The 13,465-nt window shown below is 71.1% G+C and carries 15 protein-coding genes and 1 pseudogene; 9 read left to right on the forward strand and 7 right to left on the reverse strand.

Annotated elements, in window-relative coordinates:
* Positions 1-19 precede the first annotated feature (19 nt).
* A complete protein-coding gene (locus tag M8C13_RS24930) occupies positions 20-790 on the forward strand; it encodes an alpha/beta fold hydrolase (RefSeq protein WP_252483106.1) in 771 nt (256 codons plus the stop codon).
* Here M8C13_RS24930 and M8C13_RS24935 read toward each other — a convergent pair.
* Positions 787-1,314, reverse strand: coding sequence for a 2'-5' RNA ligase family protein (locus M8C13_RS24935; RefSeq protein ID WP_252483107.1), 528 nt, complete (start codon positions 1,312-1,314; stop codon positions 787-789). The two genes, M8C13_RS24930 and M8C13_RS24935, sit on opposite strands and share 4 nt — an antisense overlap.
* Positions 1,315-1,359: 45 nt before the next feature.
* Between M8C13_RS24935 and M8C13_RS24940 the strand changes: the two genes are divergently transcribed.
* Positions 1,360-1,731 (forward strand): DoxX family protein, encoded by a 372-nt coding sequence (locus M8C13_RS24940; RefSeq protein WP_252483108.1) that lies wholly within the window; start codon positions 1,360-1,362, stop codon positions 1,729-1,731.
* A 26-nt stretch (positions 1,732-1,757) separates the two neighbouring features.
* Here M8C13_RS24940 and M8C13_RS24945 read toward each other — a convergent pair whose 3' ends face one another.
* Positions 1,758-2,645 carry an A/G-specific adenine glycosylase gene (locus tag M8C13_RS24945; RefSeq protein ID WP_252483109.1) on the reverse strand — a complete coding sequence of 296 codons (888 nt, stop codon included), beginning with the start codon at positions 2,643-2,645 and terminating at the stop codon, positions 1,758-1,760.
* Positions 2,646-2,687: 42 nt separating this feature from the next.
* On the opposite strand from M8C13_RS24945, the gene M8C13_RS24950 reads away from it, so the two are divergent.
* Together M8C13_RS24950 and M8C13_RS24955 are read left to right on the forward strand one after the other, a co-directional pair.
* On the forward strand, positions 2,688-4,106 hold the full coding sequence (locus tag M8C13_RS24950) for a short-chain fatty acid transporter (protein ID WP_252483110.1): 1,419 nt from the start codon (positions 2,688-2,690) through the stop codon (positions 4,104-4,106).
* 58 nt (positions 4,107-4,164) lie between these two features.
* A pseudogene (locus M8C13_RS24955) lies at positions 4,165-5,251 on the forward strand (IS630 family transposase).
* On the opposite strand, the gene M8C13_RS24960 reads toward M8C13_RS24955, so the two are convergent.
* On the reverse strand, positions 5,248-5,739 hold the full coding sequence (locus M8C13_RS24960) for a carbonic anhydrase (protein ID WP_252483111.1): 492 nt from the start codon (positions 5,737-5,739) through the stop codon (positions 5,248-5,250). The pseudogene M8C13_RS24955 and the gene M8C13_RS24960 overlap by 4 nt on opposite strands.
* 172 nt (positions 5,740-5,911) lie before the next feature.
* Between M8C13_RS24960 and M8C13_RS24965 the strand changes: the two genes are divergently transcribed.
* Positions 5,912-6,613: a DUF4232 domain-containing protein gene (locus tag M8C13_RS24965; protein ID WP_252483112.1), complete on the forward strand. Its 702-nt coding sequence runs from the start codon at positions 5,912-5,914 to the stop codon at positions 6,611-6,613.
* On the opposite strand, the gene disA is transcribed toward M8C13_RS24965, so the two are convergent.
* The 3 genes from disA to M8C13_RS24980 form a co-directional block, all read right to left on the reverse strand.
* Positions 6,614-7,693 (reverse strand): DNA integrity scanning diadenylate cyclase DisA, encoded by a 1,080-nt coding sequence (gene disA / locus M8C13_RS24970; RefSeq protein WP_252483113.1) that lies wholly within the window; start codon positions 7,691-7,693, stop codon positions 6,614-6,616.
* A 579-nt stretch (positions 7,694-8,272) separates the two neighbouring features.
* A complete protein-coding gene (gene radA / locus M8C13_RS24975) occupies positions 8,273-9,649 on the reverse strand; it encodes a DNA repair protein RadA (protein ID WP_252483114.1) in 1,377 nt (458 codons plus the stop codon).
* A gap of 39 nt (positions 9,650-9,688) precedes the next feature.
* Positions 9,689-10,390, reverse strand: a complete 702-nt coding sequence (locus tag M8C13_RS24980; RefSeq protein WP_252483115.1) for a hypothetical protein — start codon at positions 10,388-10,390, stop codon at positions 9,689-9,691.
* 342 nt (positions 10,391-10,732) lie between these two features.
* Here M8C13_RS24980 and M8C13_RS24985 point away from each other — a divergent pair, with 342 nt between their 5' ends.
* Genes M8C13_RS24985 through ispF form a run of 3 tightly spaced genes read left to right on the forward strand, consistent with a single transcriptional unit; the run spans position 10,733 to position 12,433 of the window.
* Positions 10,733-11,221: a CarD family transcriptional regulator gene (locus M8C13_RS24985; protein WP_065915127.1), complete on the forward strand. Its 489-nt coding sequence runs from the start codon at positions 10,733-10,735 to the stop codon at positions 11,219-11,221.
* 28 nt (positions 11,222-11,249) lie between these two features.
* The gene (gene ispD, locus M8C13_RS24990; RefSeq protein WP_252483116.1) at positions 11,250-11,963 is read left to right on the forward strand and encodes a 2-C-methyl-D-erythritol 4-phosphate cytidylyltransferase; all 714 of its coding nucleotides are present in this window, start codon (positions 11,250-11,252) and stop codon (positions 11,961-11,963) included.
* On the forward strand, positions 11,960-12,433 hold the full coding sequence (gene ispF, locus M8C13_RS24995) for a 2-C-methyl-D-erythritol 2,4-cyclodiphosphate synthase (RefSeq protein WP_308202859.1): 474 nt from the start codon (positions 11,960-11,962) through the stop codon (positions 12,431-12,433). Before ispD ends, ispF begins: the two co-directional genes overlap by 4 nt.
* Before the next feature lie 77 nt (positions 12,434-12,510).
* Here ispF and M8C13_RS25000 read toward each other — a convergent pair whose 3' ends face one another.
* The gene (locus tag M8C13_RS25000) at positions 12,511-12,735 is read right to left on the reverse strand and encodes a hypothetical protein (protein WP_252483117.1); all 225 of its coding nucleotides are present in this window, start codon (positions 12,733-12,735) and stop codon (positions 12,511-12,513) included.
* Between the two features lie 307 nt (positions 12,736-13,042).
* Here M8C13_RS25000 and M8C13_RS25005 point away from each other — a divergent pair, with 307 nt between their 5' ends.
* Positions 13,043-13,420: a VOC family protein gene (locus M8C13_RS25005; RefSeq protein ID WP_252483118.1), complete on the forward strand. Its 378-nt coding sequence runs from the start codon at positions 13,043-13,045 to the stop codon at positions 13,418-13,420.
* Positions 13,421-13,465 lie beyond the last annotated feature (45 nt).

Consider the following 13,465-nt stretch of genomic DNA (forward strand, 5'->3'; position numbering starts at 1 on the left):
CCAGCCTAGCCTGGCTGGCATGCAACACGGCGTGGTCGACTTCGGTGGCGAGGGACCGGGAATCCTGTTGCTGCACGGGCTGATGGGCCGGGCCAGCACCTGGTGGTCCACCGCCCAGTGGCTGCGCCGCTACGGCCGGGTGGTCGGCCTGGACGCCCGCGCGCACGGCCGCGCCACCAGGGACAAGCCCTGGCGCACCGAGGTCTTCGCCGACGACGCGGCCGCGCGGATCAGGGAGCTGGACCTGGGGCCGGCGATCGTGATCGGCCACTCCATGGGCGGCCTGCACGCCTGGGCGCTGGCGGCCCGGCATCCCGAGCTGGTGCGGGCCGTGGTGTCCGAGGACATGGCCCCCGACCAGCGCGGCAAGACCGTTGAAGTCTGGCGGGACTGGTTCGCCGCCTGGCCGGTGCCGTTCGCCTCGCTGGCCGCGGTGCGCGCCTTCTTCGGCGCGGACCGGGCCGAGGTCGGCGACTACTTCATCGAGTGCTTCGAGGAGACCGCGGACGGCTACCGGCTCACCGCCGACCTGGAGGACCTCTACGAGATCGCGGGGGAGTGGGGCGAGCGCGAGTACGGGTCCTTCGTCGAGGCGGTGCGCTGCCCGCTGCTGGCCATCGAGGCCGAGCACTCGGCGATGCCGCCCGGCCAGATCGCCGAGGTGGCCCGGCGGGCCGGGGACGGCCGCTACTTCCTGGCCAAGGGCGCCGGTCACGTCGTGCACTACGAGACCCCCGAGCAGTACCGGGGCGCGGTGGAGGCCTTTGTCAGCGAGGTGCTGGGCCGCTAGGCCGACCACAGCTCGTCGACGGCACCGGTGCGGGTGTCCACCACGCCGATCGCGGACACGCCCGCCCGGATCGGCTGGTACGGGTGCACCGCGGCGAACCCGGCGGCCAGCTCCGCGCCGGTGACGCCCTGGGCCAGCGTGCAGTGCGGCACCCAGGAACCGGGCAGGTAGTAGGCCGAGGGGTGCTTGACCCGCCCGGCCAGCACGTCGTGCACGGCCGAGTGCACCGCGAGCAGTTCGGCGTCCACCACCGCGGCCAGCATCAGCACGTTCTCGCTGGTGGCGAAGGCCCCGACGTTGTGCAGCCAGAGACCGGGCATGGACAGCAGCGCCAGGTCCGCGCGCAGCTCCGCCCTGGCCCTGGCCGGGATCTGCGCGGCCACCGCGAGCGAGATGTGCGGCTGGTGCGCGCGGTGGCTCAGCGTGGCCAGGCTGGGCACCCCGGCCGCCTCCAGCGCGCGCCAGAGCCCGCGCACCGCCGTGTCGGCCTCGGGGTCGAAGAACATCTCCAGTGCGTCCGCCACAATCGCAGCACGCTAGTCCGTGCACCTGGCCCACCTGGAGCCGCTATGAACACCGTGCTGTGGATCCTGCAGATCGTGCTCGCCGCCGCCATGCTCGGCGCGGGCGCCGCCAAGCTCATCCAGGGCCGGGCGAAGCTGCTCGACAAGATGGGCTGGGCCGAGGACTTCTCCGACGGCACGTTCCGCGTCATCGGCGCGGTGGAGGTGCTCGGCGCGCTCGGCCTGATCCTGCCCGCGGTCACCGGCATCGCACCGGTGCTGGTCCCGATCGCCGCCCTCGGCCTGGCGATCACCATGCTGGGCGCGGTGATCGTGCACGTGCGGCGCAAGGAGTACGGCCAGCTCCCGCCGTCGGCGATCTTCCTGGTGCTGGCCGTGGTCATCGCCTGGGGCCGGTTCGGCCCGTACCCGCTCTGAGCAGCCGCCGCGGCAACAGCGCGTTCCTAGGCCTCGCCGGGTAGCGCGAACAGCCCGTCGTCGGTCTGCTCCACCAGCCCGTCCACCAGCAGCGAGTGCAGGCACCGGTCCCGCTGCCCAGCCTCGTCCCAGGCCGCGTCCAGCGCCGCCCTGGGCACCGGGCCCGGGGCGCCGCGCAGCACGTCCAGCAGCCGGCCGCGCACCTGCCGGTCGGTGCCGGCGAACTTCTGCACCACCTTGGCCGGGCCCGCGTACGCCGGTCGCCCGGCCCGCTGCCAGGCGCAGTCGGCGTAGACCGGGCAGTCCGCGCAGCGGGGCGAGCGCGCGGTGCACACCACCGCGCCCAGCTCCATCAGCGCCGCCGAGTACCGCGCGGCCCGGGCCGGATCGCTGGGCAGCAGCGCCTCGACATCGGCCATGTCCCTGGTGGTCGAGGGCGGACCGGCGTCGCCAGCCCCGTGCACCGCCCGGGCCACCACCCGGCGCACGTTGGTGTCCACCACCGGGCAGCGCTGGCCGTAGGCGAAGGCCGCCACCGCCCGCGCGGTGTACGCGCCGATGCCGGGCAGCGCCAGCAGGGTGTCCACGTCTGACGGCACCACGTCGCCGTGCTCGGCCGCGATCGCGGTGGCCGCCGCGTGCAGCCGCAGCGCCCGGCGCGGGTAGCCCAGCTTGCCCCAGGCCCGCAGCACCTCGCCCTGGCTCGCCGCGGCCAGCGCCGAGGGTGTCGGCCAGCGCGCCAGCCACTCGCGCCAGATCGGCTCCACCCGCGCGACCGGGGTCTGCTGCAACATGATCTCGCTGACCAGCACCCCCCAGCCGGTGCAGTCGGGGTCCCGCCAAGGCAGGTCACGGGCGACACGGTCGAACCAGCCGACAAGCGTGTCCGGATCCAGGGAAACAACAGTCGCCATAGCGTGCACAATCCTCGCACCCACCCCGCCCGCGGAGGAAACATGGCCACCCGCCCAGCCCCGCCCCAGGACAACCTGGCGGCCCGGATCGCCTTGCGGTTCACCGCGTTCACCGAACGCTGGCTGCCGGACGCCTTCGGCTTCGTGCTCGTCGGCACCTTCCTGGTGCTGCTGCTCGGCCTGGCCACCGGTCAGGGGCTGACCACCATGGTGGACGCCTGGGGCAAGGGCGTGTGGAGCCTGGTCACCTTCACCCTGCAGATGGCCATGATCATCATTGGTGGGTACGCGCTGGCCACCGCCCGGCCGGTGGCCAAGGTGATCGCCTGGCTGGCCAGGATCCCGAAGACCCCGCGCGCGGCGATCACCTTCACCGCCGCGGCCTCCATGCTCACCTCGTACCTGAACTGGGCGTTCAGCCTGATCTTCACCGCGATCCTGGCCAAGGAGATCGCCAGGCTGGTGCGCGGGGTGGACTACCGGGCGCTGGGCGCGATGGCCTTCCTCGGCCTGGGCACGGTGTGGGCGCAGGGCCTGTCCGGCTCGGCCGCGCTCCAGGTGGCCAGCGCGGACTCCAGCCCCAAGGCGGTGCAGGAGGTGATCAAGGCGGGGCGCGGGTCCGGGCTGATCCCGCTCACCGAGACGATCTTCCTGTGGCAGGGCATCGTGGCCACGCTGATCGTGTTCGCAGTCGCCGTGGTCACCGCGGCGGTGATCGCGCCGACCGGCGAGCGCGCCAAGACCGCCGCCGACCTGGGCATCGAGCTGCGACCGCTGGTCGGCCCGGCCGAACCGGAGCCGAAGGGCCGTCCCGGCGACTGGCTGGAGCGCAGCCCGGTGTTCTCCGTGCTGCTGTTCGCCCTCGGCTCCTGGTACCTGGTCCGGCACTTCGTCAACGCCACCGGCAGCCCGCTGAACGCGCTGGACCTCAACACCATCAACCTGGTCCTGCTGCTGCTCGCGCTGATCCTGCACTGGCGGCCGCACCGCCTGGTCGCCGCGGTGCGCGCGGGCGCGCCGGCCGCGGCCGGGGTGCTCTTGCAGTTCCCGCTCTACGGCGGCATCTTCGGCATGATCGCCTTCACCGGCCTGTCCGGGGCGATCGCGGGCTGGCTGGTGGACATCTCCAACCCGGCGCTCTACCCGGCGCTGATCGCGATCTACTCCTGCGTGCTGGGCGTGTTCGTGCCCAGCGGCGGCAGCAAGTGGGTGATCGAGGCGCCGTACGTGCTGGAGGCGGCCAACCAGCTCCAGGTGCACCAGGGCTGGATGGTGGTGGTCTACGACCTCGGCGAGGCCAGCGCCAACCTGCTCCAGCCGTTCTGGATGCTGCCGACGCTGGCCGTGCTCGGGCTCAAGGCCCGCGACATCATGGGCTACACGTTCGCGATGTTCCTGGTCTGCTTCCCGACCGTGCTGATCGTGGTCACCCTGTTCGTGCGGACCCTGACCTTCCCCTAAAGGACCGAGTCCCTAGTGTCCTGAGTCGTTAGTTCGCGTGCAGGGGCTAGGGTTTCCTATGCCGAACCCGAAGCTGCCTGAGCTAGTCCTCACCGCCGACGAGCGAGACATGCTGGAAGGCTGGGCACGGCGCCGGAAGACAGCACAAGCACTGGCACTGCGGTCACGGATCGTGCTGCGGTGCGCCGAAGGCGGCTCCAACAGCGAGATCGCCACCGAGCTGGGAATCCAGCGCGGCACGGTCGCGAAGTGGCGCTCACGGTTTCACACCGACCGAGTGGACGGTCTGCTCGACGAGCCACGCCCCGGCCGCCCCCGCACCATCACCGACGAGCAAGTCGAGGCGGTGATCACCAAGACGCTGGAGTCCACGCCGGAGACCGCCACGCACTGGTCCACCCGCTCGATGGCCGCCTCCTCCGGCCTGACCCAGACCGCGATCTCCCGGATCTGGAACGCCTTCGCACTCCAGCCACACCGCCGTGAGGCCTGGAAGCTGTCCAAGGACCCGCTGTTTGTGGACAAGGTCAAAGACGTGGTCGGTCTCTATCTCGCGCCACCGGAACGGGCGGTGGTGCTGTGCGTGGACGAGAAGTCCCAGATCCAGGCACTCAACCGCACCGCACCGATCCTGCCCCTGTTGCCTGGCACGCCACAGCGGGCCAGTCACGACTACATCCGGCACGGCACCTCCAGCCTCTACGCGGCGCTGGACATCACCACCGGCAAGGTCATCGGGCGGGCTGCACGCACGGCACCGCGCGATCGAGTTCAAGAAGTTCCTGACCGTCATCGACACCGAGGTCCCCGCCGAGTTGGGGGTGCATCTGGTGCTGGACAACGTCTCCAGCCACAAGACCCCGGCCATCAAACGCTGGCTAGCCGCCCACCCACGCTTCAGCGTGCATTTCACCCCGACCTCAAGCTCCTGGCTCAACCTGGTCGAACGCTGGTTCTCCGAGCTGACCACCAAGAAACTCCAACGCGGCAGTCACACCAGCGTCCGCGCGCTCAACGCCGACATCCGGGCCTGGATCAAGACCTGGAACGACAATCCCCGGCCCTACGTCTGGACCAAGACCGCCGCCCAGATCCTGGACTCCATCGCCCGCTACTGCACACGAATTAACAACTCAGGACACTAGATGACCTCGTGCAGCAGCGCGGTGGCCACGTCGTAGACGAACCCGCGCACGTGCTCGGTGTGCTCCAGGAACGGGCTGCGGCGCACCCGCTGCACGGACTGCCGGACGCTGTCCTTGACCTCGCGGAAGGCCTCCGTCGCCCACGGCGGGCGCAGGCCGGTATCGCGCTCCAGCTCGTCCTTGAACTCGTCCTCGGTGAAGGTCGCCATCCCGCAGCGGGTGTGCTGCATGACGATGATCTCGCGGGTCTCCAGCTTGCGCTGGGAGATGGTCAGCGAGCGGATCATGTCGTCGGTGACCACGCCGCCGGCGTTGCGCATGATGTGCGCCTCGCCGTGCCGGAGGCCGAACACGTCGAACACCTTGATCCGGGCATCCATGCAGGTCACGATCGCCAGGTGCAGGGAGGGCTTCGGAGAAGGGATCTCCGGGTGGCCCAGTTCGCCTGCCACGGCATTGCGCTGGAGCAGTTCGTCGATCGCGGTCATGACACTCCCCTCAGCTGCGGCTGTGTCGATGGAAACCCGCGCCGGGCGAACCGGCAAGATGACTTTGAGCAAACTCACGCGTTCGGCCCGATCTTGGTTGCGCACGCAACACGCCAAACGGCGGAACGGCGAATTACGTCATTCGGAGCAACCGGGGCGTTACCGTCTGCTTGTGCTCGATCCGGTGGGACCTCACCCGCCGTCGGTGTACTGGCGCCGGCGCGCGGTAGCCCTTGGCGCGTTCGTGCTCGTCTTACTCCTCGGGGTGTGGGCCGTCGGCCTCGCCTTCGGCGGCAGCGACGACACCGAGCGCGAGCTGGCCGAACTGCGCGCCGCGGCCTCCGCGCGGGGCATCGCCACCCCGGGTTCCTCCGCGCCGAGCAGCCCGGTGGCCGCGCCGCCGCCGAGCAGTGCCGCCCCGCCTGCCTCGGAGGCGACCCCACCGCCGCCACCCCCGCCCCCGCCTCCGCCGCCAGGGCCGCCGCAGCCTTGCCCGAACGAGGTCACCAAGGTCGTCGCCGAGGTCGGCGCGCCCGAGTACCGGGTGGGCCAGCGACCGGAGTTCCGCCTGGTGGTGACCAACACCGGCCCGGTGCCGTGCACCCGCGAGTTGGACCCGAAGGTGCAGGAGATCCTGGTGCTGGGCCAGGACGGCGCCCGGCTCTGGTCCAGCAACGACTGCTATCCCGGCCGCAACCCCGACCTGCGCACCCTGGAACCCGGCGGCACCGCGGTGTTCCGGCTGGCCTGGCACGGCCGCACCTCGGCGCCGAACTGCGCGGGCAAGCGCAAGACGCTGCCCGCGGGGGACTACTCGGTGGTGGCCAAGGTCGACGACCTGGCCAGCGCGCCGACCCCGTTCCGGCTGCGCTGATCAGCCGTAGCGGTCCACGATCGAGGACTCGGCCAGCCTGGACAGCCCCTCGCGGACCATCCGCGCCCTGGTGTCGCCGACGCCGTCCACGGTCTGCAGGTCGTCCGCGGTGGCCGCGAGCAGCGCCTGCAGCGAGCCGAAGTGCTCCACCAGCCGGTGCTGCACCGGCGCGGGCAGCCGGGGCACCCTGGCCAGCAGCCGGTAGCCGCGCGGGCTGACCTGGCCGTCCAGTGACTCGGGACCGGCCGGGAAGCCGAAGGCGGCGGCGATCGCGGCCACGTCCAGCAGCTCGGTGCCGTCCAGCGCGTCCAGCGCCGCGACCACCTGCTCCGCGCTCGGCGCGCCGGGCTCGTCCACCAGGTAGTCCCGGATGACCAGCTCGCGGTCCAGCTCGACCCCGCCGACCAGCTCGTCCAGCTGGAGCTCGATCAGCCGGCCGTCCGCGCCCAGCTCGACCACGTGCCAGCCGATCTCGTCCGCGATGCGCTGCACCATCTCCAGCCGCTGCACCACGGTCATCGCGTCCTTGAGCGTGACGAAGTCCTCGATCTCCAGCGCGGACAGCGCCTGCGCCACCTCGTCGAGGCGGGCCTTGTAACGCTCCAAAGTGGACAGTGCCTGGTTGGCCCGCGACAGGATGGTGGCCGAGTCGGTCAGCACGTGCCTGCGCCCGTCCACGTACACGCTGACGATGCTCATCGACTGGCTCACCGAGACCACCGGGTGCCCGGTCTGGATCGCGGTGCGCTCGGCGGTGCGGTGCCGGGTGCCGGACTCCTCGGTCGGGATGGTCGGGTCCGGCACCAGCTGCACGTTGGCGCGCAGGATCCGGTCCGCCTCGGTGGACAGCACCATCGCGCCGTCCATTTTGGACAGTTCGCGTAACCGGGTGGCGCTGAACTCCACGTCCAGCCGGAAGCCGCCGTCGCAGATCGACTCCACCGCCTCGTCGTGGCCGAGCACGATCAGCCCGCCGGTGCGGCCGCGCAGGATCCGCTCCAGGCCGTCCCGCAGCGCCGTGCCGGGCGCGAGCCGGGCCAGGGTGGCCCACACCAGCTCCGACTGCGTCCGCTCGCTCACGATGTCCCTCCTGCCCGATCCGACACCGGAGTCTACGTTCGGCCACGATCGCGTGAACGCCTCGACTCCCGGCGGGCAACACCGGTTGTGAGGACGATGACCGGCTGCGCGCGGCCTGCGACGGGAGCTCGCCGAGAGCGGGCCTTCGAGAACGCCCGCTCCGCGCTGCGCACCGGCCGCCTGCGCACCGAGGTCCGCAACCGGCTGTACCAGGCGCTGCGCCTGCTGCCCGGCGTCACGGTCAAGGACGGCGCGGTCGACCTCGGCGGGCGGCACGGCGTGTCCCTGGGTCTCGCCGGCGAACTGACAGCGAGCACCTCCGGCGGGGCACGATCATCTCGCACAGCACCGTCGGCACCGCTGTCGCAGCTCAGGCGGGCATTGCGCCGTCCCGGTGAGCGTTGGGTGACCGCGCGTGACAGACCCCAGGGGGGAGGGGGTATTGTTATCGCGTTCACTTGGCCATCGAGTTAGTGGACGCAATCAAGTGTTGTGGCCGGCCGGGATTCGGGGTCCAGGCCGTGCTTGCTGGAAGAGGGCCCGCACACCGCTCGGGGGTGTGCGGGCCTTTCCACGTTCTCAGCCCTCGGACTTCAGCTCTCGCAGCGCGGAACCCAGGTCGGGCACCACGGTCGCCTTGATCTCCGCGGGCAGCGGCCCGGAGTCCGGCGGCACCAGCGCGTGCGTGAAGCCCATCCTGGCCGCCTCGGCCAGCCGCCGCCCGGCCCCGGCCACCCGCCGCACCTCACCGGCCAGGCCGACCTCGCCCAGCGCGATCATGGTCGGCGGCAGTGCCACGTCGCGTGCGGCCGAGGCCACCGCGAGCGCCACCGCCAGGTCCGCGGCGGGCTCCAGCACCCGCATGCCGCCGACGGTCGCGGTGAACACGTCCTTGTCGCCCAGGCGCACCCGGCCGCGCCGCTCCAGCACGGCCAGCACCATGGCCACCCGGGCCGAGTCCAGCCCGCTCACCGCGCGCCGGGGCGCGGGCAGGTTGGTCGCCGCGACCAGCGCCTGCACCTCGCCCAGCAGCGGCCGCTTGCCCTCCACGATCACCGTCACCGCGGTGCCGGGCACACCGACCTCGCGCTGGTTGAGGAACAGGCCGGAGGGGTCGGCCACGCCGATGATCCCGTCGTCCCGCAGCTCGAAGCAGCCCACCTCGTCAGCGGGGCCGTAGCGGTTCTTCACGCCGCGGACCAGCCGCAGGGTGGAGTGCCGGTCGCCCTCGAAGTGCAGCACCACGTCCACCAGGTGCTCCAGCACCCTGGGCCCGGCGATCGAGCCGTCCTTGGTGACGTGCCCGACCAGCAGCACCGGCAGGTTGTTCTCCTTGGCCACCGCGATCAGCGCGGAGGCCACCGCGCGCACCTGAGTGACCCCGCCGGGGGTGCCGTCGATCGCGGCGGACTGCACGGTCTGCACCGAGTCCACGATCAGCAGCCCCGGCCGCACCGCCTGCACGTGGCCCAGCACCGCGGACAGCTCGCCCTCGGCGGCCAGGTACATCTCGCCGTGCAGGTTCCCGGTCCGCTCGGCGCGCAGCCGCACCTGACCGGCCGACTCCTCGCCGGTGATGTAGAGCGAGCGCCCGTTGCCCCGCGAGGCGGCCCAGCGGTGCGCGACCTCCAGCAGCAGGGTGGACTTGCCGACACCGGGCTCACCGGCCAGCAGGATCACCGCGCCGGGGACGACTCCGCCGCCGAGCACCCGGTCCAGCTCGCTGACCCCGGTGGAGACCGCGCGGGCGGCCTCGATGTCCACCTCGCCGATCGGCCGGGCAGGCGCGGACACCACGCCCGCGGTGATCCTGGCGAGGGCGGGCTTGACCGCGCCCTTCTCCTCGACCGTGCCCCAGGCCTGGCATTCCGGGCAGCGGCCCACCCACTTGGCCACCTCGTTGCCGCACTCGGCACAGCGGTAGCCGGGACGGGCCGTGCGCACGTTCTTCGACACGAGAGTCGAACCTAGGGCCTCGGTCCGACAGTCAGCGGGTCAGTGGCCGCCGGAGCCGCCGTGTCCACCCGTGGTGGGCTCGGCCGTGCGGGGCTCCTCGTCCGCGGCGATCGGCACCTGCAGGGTGACCGAACCGGCCTTGGCGAAGGAGAAGGTCACCGGGATGGTCTGACCGGGCCACAGCTCGTGCTTGAGACCGACCAGGGTGATCATCACCGAGCCGACCTTGAGCTTGCTGGTGTCCGCGGCCGAGGTGCTCGGCGAGGTGGCCGAGGTCGGCGTCGCGGAGGTCGAGGTGGTGGAGGTCGGCGTGGTGCCGCCGGTGGTGCTGGTCGGCGTGGTGGAGCCGGTGCTCCCGGTGCCGTGCTCGGCCTCGTTGGCCTCGGCGCGCAGCACGAAGCCGGCCGGGATCGTGCTGCCGCCCTTGACCTCGGCAGGCGCGCCGGTGGCGTCGCTGGTGACGGAGACCAGCTGGTCGTCCTGCGCGCCGCTGTTGATCAGGCTGACCAGCAGGGAGGGGTTGCTCTTGGCCGGGTACTTGTGCTGCGCCGGGAAGGCGAACTGGGCATCACGGATCTCGATGGCCCCGACCTTGCCGCTGGCCCCGTTCACCGCCGCCACCTGGATCGCGGTCTGCGACTGCATGCCGGCGCCACAGCCGGTCACGGCCAGCGCGATCCCCAGGCCCAGCGCCGCCGGGACCAGGCGGGCACGGACTGCCTTCTGCTCTACACGGCTCACAGTGCGCCGATCCTTCCCTGGAGTACCTGGTGAACTCCTCGGCCGCAGCCTAACCAAGCACGCCCGCGCGGGTGGCACCTGGTGCCCCGCGCCGGGCCGGTATTGATGATCACCTGTTCGCGGCAATACGGCGTAGGCCATTTCGCCGTGCCCCGGAGTTTCGCGGAGATCAAAAGTCCACTGTGGACCCGGCCTTGCCCCGCGCTGACCGGGGGAAGCATGTCCCGCTCCGGTTTGTCAACCCCTCCCGTGGCCGCTGACCTGCGCTTACAGATCGCCGGGGGGTCGAGCGGAGATGGCCGGACGTGTTAGGATGGGGGCAGCGAAAGGGGCAGAGGACACATGGTTTTCAAGGTCGGAGAGACCGTCGTCTACCCGCACCACGGTGCCGCTCTCATCGAAGCAATTGAGACCCGCGTGATCAAGGGCGAGGAGAAGAAGTACCTCGTCCTCAAGGTCGCGCAGGGAGACCTCACCGTCCGGGTGCCCGCGGACAACGCCGAGATCGTCGGTGTGCGGGACGTTGTCGGTCAGGAAGGTCTGGATCGGGTCTTCGAGGTGCTGCGTGCTCCGCACACCGAAGAACCCACCAACTGGTCTCGGCGGTACAAGGCCAACCTTGAGAAGCTCGCCTCTGGCGATGTGAACAAGGTTGCCGAAGTGGTGCGCGATCTCTGGCGACGGGAGAAGGACCGCGGCCTGTCCGCTGGTGAGAAGCGCATGTTGGCCAAGGCTCGGCAAATACTGGTGAGCGAGCTGGCCCTGGCCGAAGGCACTGACGAGGACAAGGCCGAGGTTCTCCTCGACGAAGTCCTCGCCACCGCCTCCTGACAAGTCGAGAGAAGACACCGCCGCTGCCATGAGTGTTGTCGCGCTCGTGCCCGCTGCCGGGCGAGGTGAGCGGCTCGGTGCCGGTGTGCCGAAGGCCCTCGTCGAAGTCGGCGGCGAGCCGTTATTGGTACACGCGGTACGTGGTCTGTGGCGATCGGGCTGTGTCCAGCAGGTCGTCGTCGCCGCACCACGGTCCGAAGTTGACGTCGTGACCGCCGCACTGGCTTCTGTCGGTGCGGCGGTGCACGTCGTCATCGGTGGTGCCGAGCGTTCCGAGTCGGTCAAACTGGCCCTGGACGCCGCGCTGGAGATCGTCCCTGATGCCGAGGTCGTGCTGGTGCACGACGCGGCCCGCGCCTTCACTCCGCCTGGGCTGACCGCCTCCGTGGTCGCCGCCGTGCGGGCAGGCGCCCCCGCGGTCATCCCGGCCCTGCCGGTGGCCGACACGATCAAGCAGGTGGACGCCGACGGTGTGGTTCGCGCCACGCCGGACCGCACCACGCTGCGGGCCGTACAGACTCCCCAAGGTTTCGCCGTCGACGTGCTGCGCAGGGCCCACGAGGCCGCGCTGGCCGACGGTGTCGCCGCCACTGACGACGCGGGCCTGGTCGAGCGCATCGGCATCCCGGTGCACACCGTGCTCGGCCACGCCGATGCGATGAAGGTCACCACCCCGTTCGACCTCACCGTGGCCGGCGCCCTGCTGGCCGCGCGATCCCCAGCTGTGGAGGGCCAGGCGTGATCCCGCCGCGTGTCGGAGTCGGCACCGATGTGCACCCGATCGAGCCTGGCAGGGACTGCTGGATGGCCGGTCTGCTCTGGGAGGGCGTGGACGGCTGCGCCGGTCACTCCGACGGCGATGTGGCCGCGCACGCGCTGTGCGACGCGCTGCTCTCCGCCGCGGGCAAGGGCGACCTGGGCGCGGTGTTCGGCACCGGCGACCCGCGCTGGTCCGGCGCGCACGGGATCGAGCTGCTCGCGCACGTCCGGGACCTGCTGGCCGAGGACGGCTGGCAGCTGGGCAACGCGGTGGTGCAGGTCATCGGCAACGCGCCGCGGATCGGCAAGCGCCGGGACGAGGCGCAGAAGGTGCTCTCCGAGGCCGCGGGCGGCGACGTCGCGGTCTCCGGCACCACCACCGACGGACTTGGCCTGACCGGTCGCGGCGAGGGTGTGGCCGCGGTCGCCACAGCGCTGATCTACCGCGCCTGAGCAGAATCCGGACAGCCAAAACGGGGAACTGCCCGGTGGCGCTGGGCGTTCCCGCCGGTGTGAGTTATCTCAACGCGCTACAGCCCGGCGGAGACCCCGGACGCGGCGCGCGTGGTGATCAGGACTCCTCGGTTGACCGGCAGCCTGGCTTGCTGGATCCGCCGCGCGGTGGCCGCCGCCCGGCACGCCCTCGGCGCCGGTAGCCGACGTTCCCTGATCTCCCTGGTCGCCTTCCGCGCCTGCCGCCGAGCCAGGTTCGCGCGCAGCTTCTTCGAATGCCACACGAGATCCACAATGCTCAACAGCACAGGCAGAATCACGAAAAGTGGTAGCAGAGCGTTCACCATGTCGCGCCCCTTCCCCGATCACACCACTCTTTCGGAGCATCCCTCGTATCGAAGGTCTCGCTCCGTGATTGAACAGGGAAGGATGTATCCAAAGCCTTTATCGGACTGTTAGCGGAACCGGTGTGTCCATCGACACACCGTGTTGATCGAACTACTGTCCGTGTGATTACCGCTTACCGGCCAGTAAGGCCGCAGGTTCATCAGTCCAAGTGACCGGGCACCCCAGTCAACACGGAGCGTGTTCATCGTCACGGGAGGCCCGATGCCCGCACATCCCGACCTGACCCTCTCCGGCGTCGTCCTGGACGCCCCGGACCCCAGGAGCCTGGCCACCTTCTACCGCCGCCTGCTGGGCTGGGAGGTGGTCCAGGACGAGGCCGACTGGGTCAAGATCAGCCCGCCCGGCGGCGGCCCCGGCCTGTCCTTCCAGACCGAGCCGAACTACCACCGCCCGACCTGGCCGGCCAGCCCGATGGCCCAGGGCATGATGATCCACCTGGACTTCCAGGTCGCCGACCTGCCCGCCGCCTGCGCGCATGCCGAAGCCGCGGGAGCCACCCTCGCCGAGTTCCAGCCGCAGGACCACGTCCGCGTCTACTTCGACCCGGTGGGCCACCCGTTCTGCCTGTTCACACACTGACCGCGGCGCGCCCGGCCGCTGCCGGGGCCGGGCGCACCCTGAGCT

This window comes from Crossiella sp. SN42 (assembly GCF_023897065.1).
In the GTDB taxonomy this organism is placed as follows: Bacteria; Actinomycetota; Actinomycetes; order Mycobacteriales; family Pseudonocardiaceae; genus Crossiella.

Bases quoted from the DNA above. Each gene is read 5' to 3' on its own strand.
- M8C13_RS24985 (WP_065915127.1), top strand. From the start codon at position 10,733: ATGGTTTTCAAGGTCGGAGAGACCGTCGTCTACCCGCACCACGGTGCC.
- M8C13_RS24950 (WP_252483110.1), top strand. From the start codon at position 2,688: ATGGCCACCCGCCCAGCCCCGCCCCAGGACAACCTGGCGGCCCGGATC.
- ispD (WP_252483116.1), top strand. From the start codon at position 11,250: ATGAGTGTTGTCGCGCTCGTGCCCGCTGCCGGGCGAGGTGAGCGGCTC.
- M8C13_RS24960 (WP_252483111.1), bottom strand. From the start codon at position 5,739: ATGACCGCGATCGACGAACTGCTCCAGCGCAATGCCGTGGCAGGCGAA.
- M8C13_RS24930 (WP_252483106.1), top strand. From the start codon at position 20: ATGCAACACGGCGTGGTCGACTTCGGTGGCGAGGGACCGGGAATCCTG.
- M8C13_RS25005 (WP_252483118.1), top strand. From the start codon at position 13,043: ATGCCCGCACATCCCGACCTGACCCTCTCCGGCGTCGTCCTGGACGCC.
- M8C13_RS24945 (WP_252483109.1), bottom strand. From the start codon at position 2,645: ATGGCGACTGTTGTTTCCCTGGATCCGGACACGCTTGTCGGCTGGTTC.
- M8C13_RS24940 (WP_252483108.1), top strand. From the start codon at position 1,360: ATGAACACCGTGCTGTGGATCCTGCAGATCGTGCTCGCCGCCGCCATG.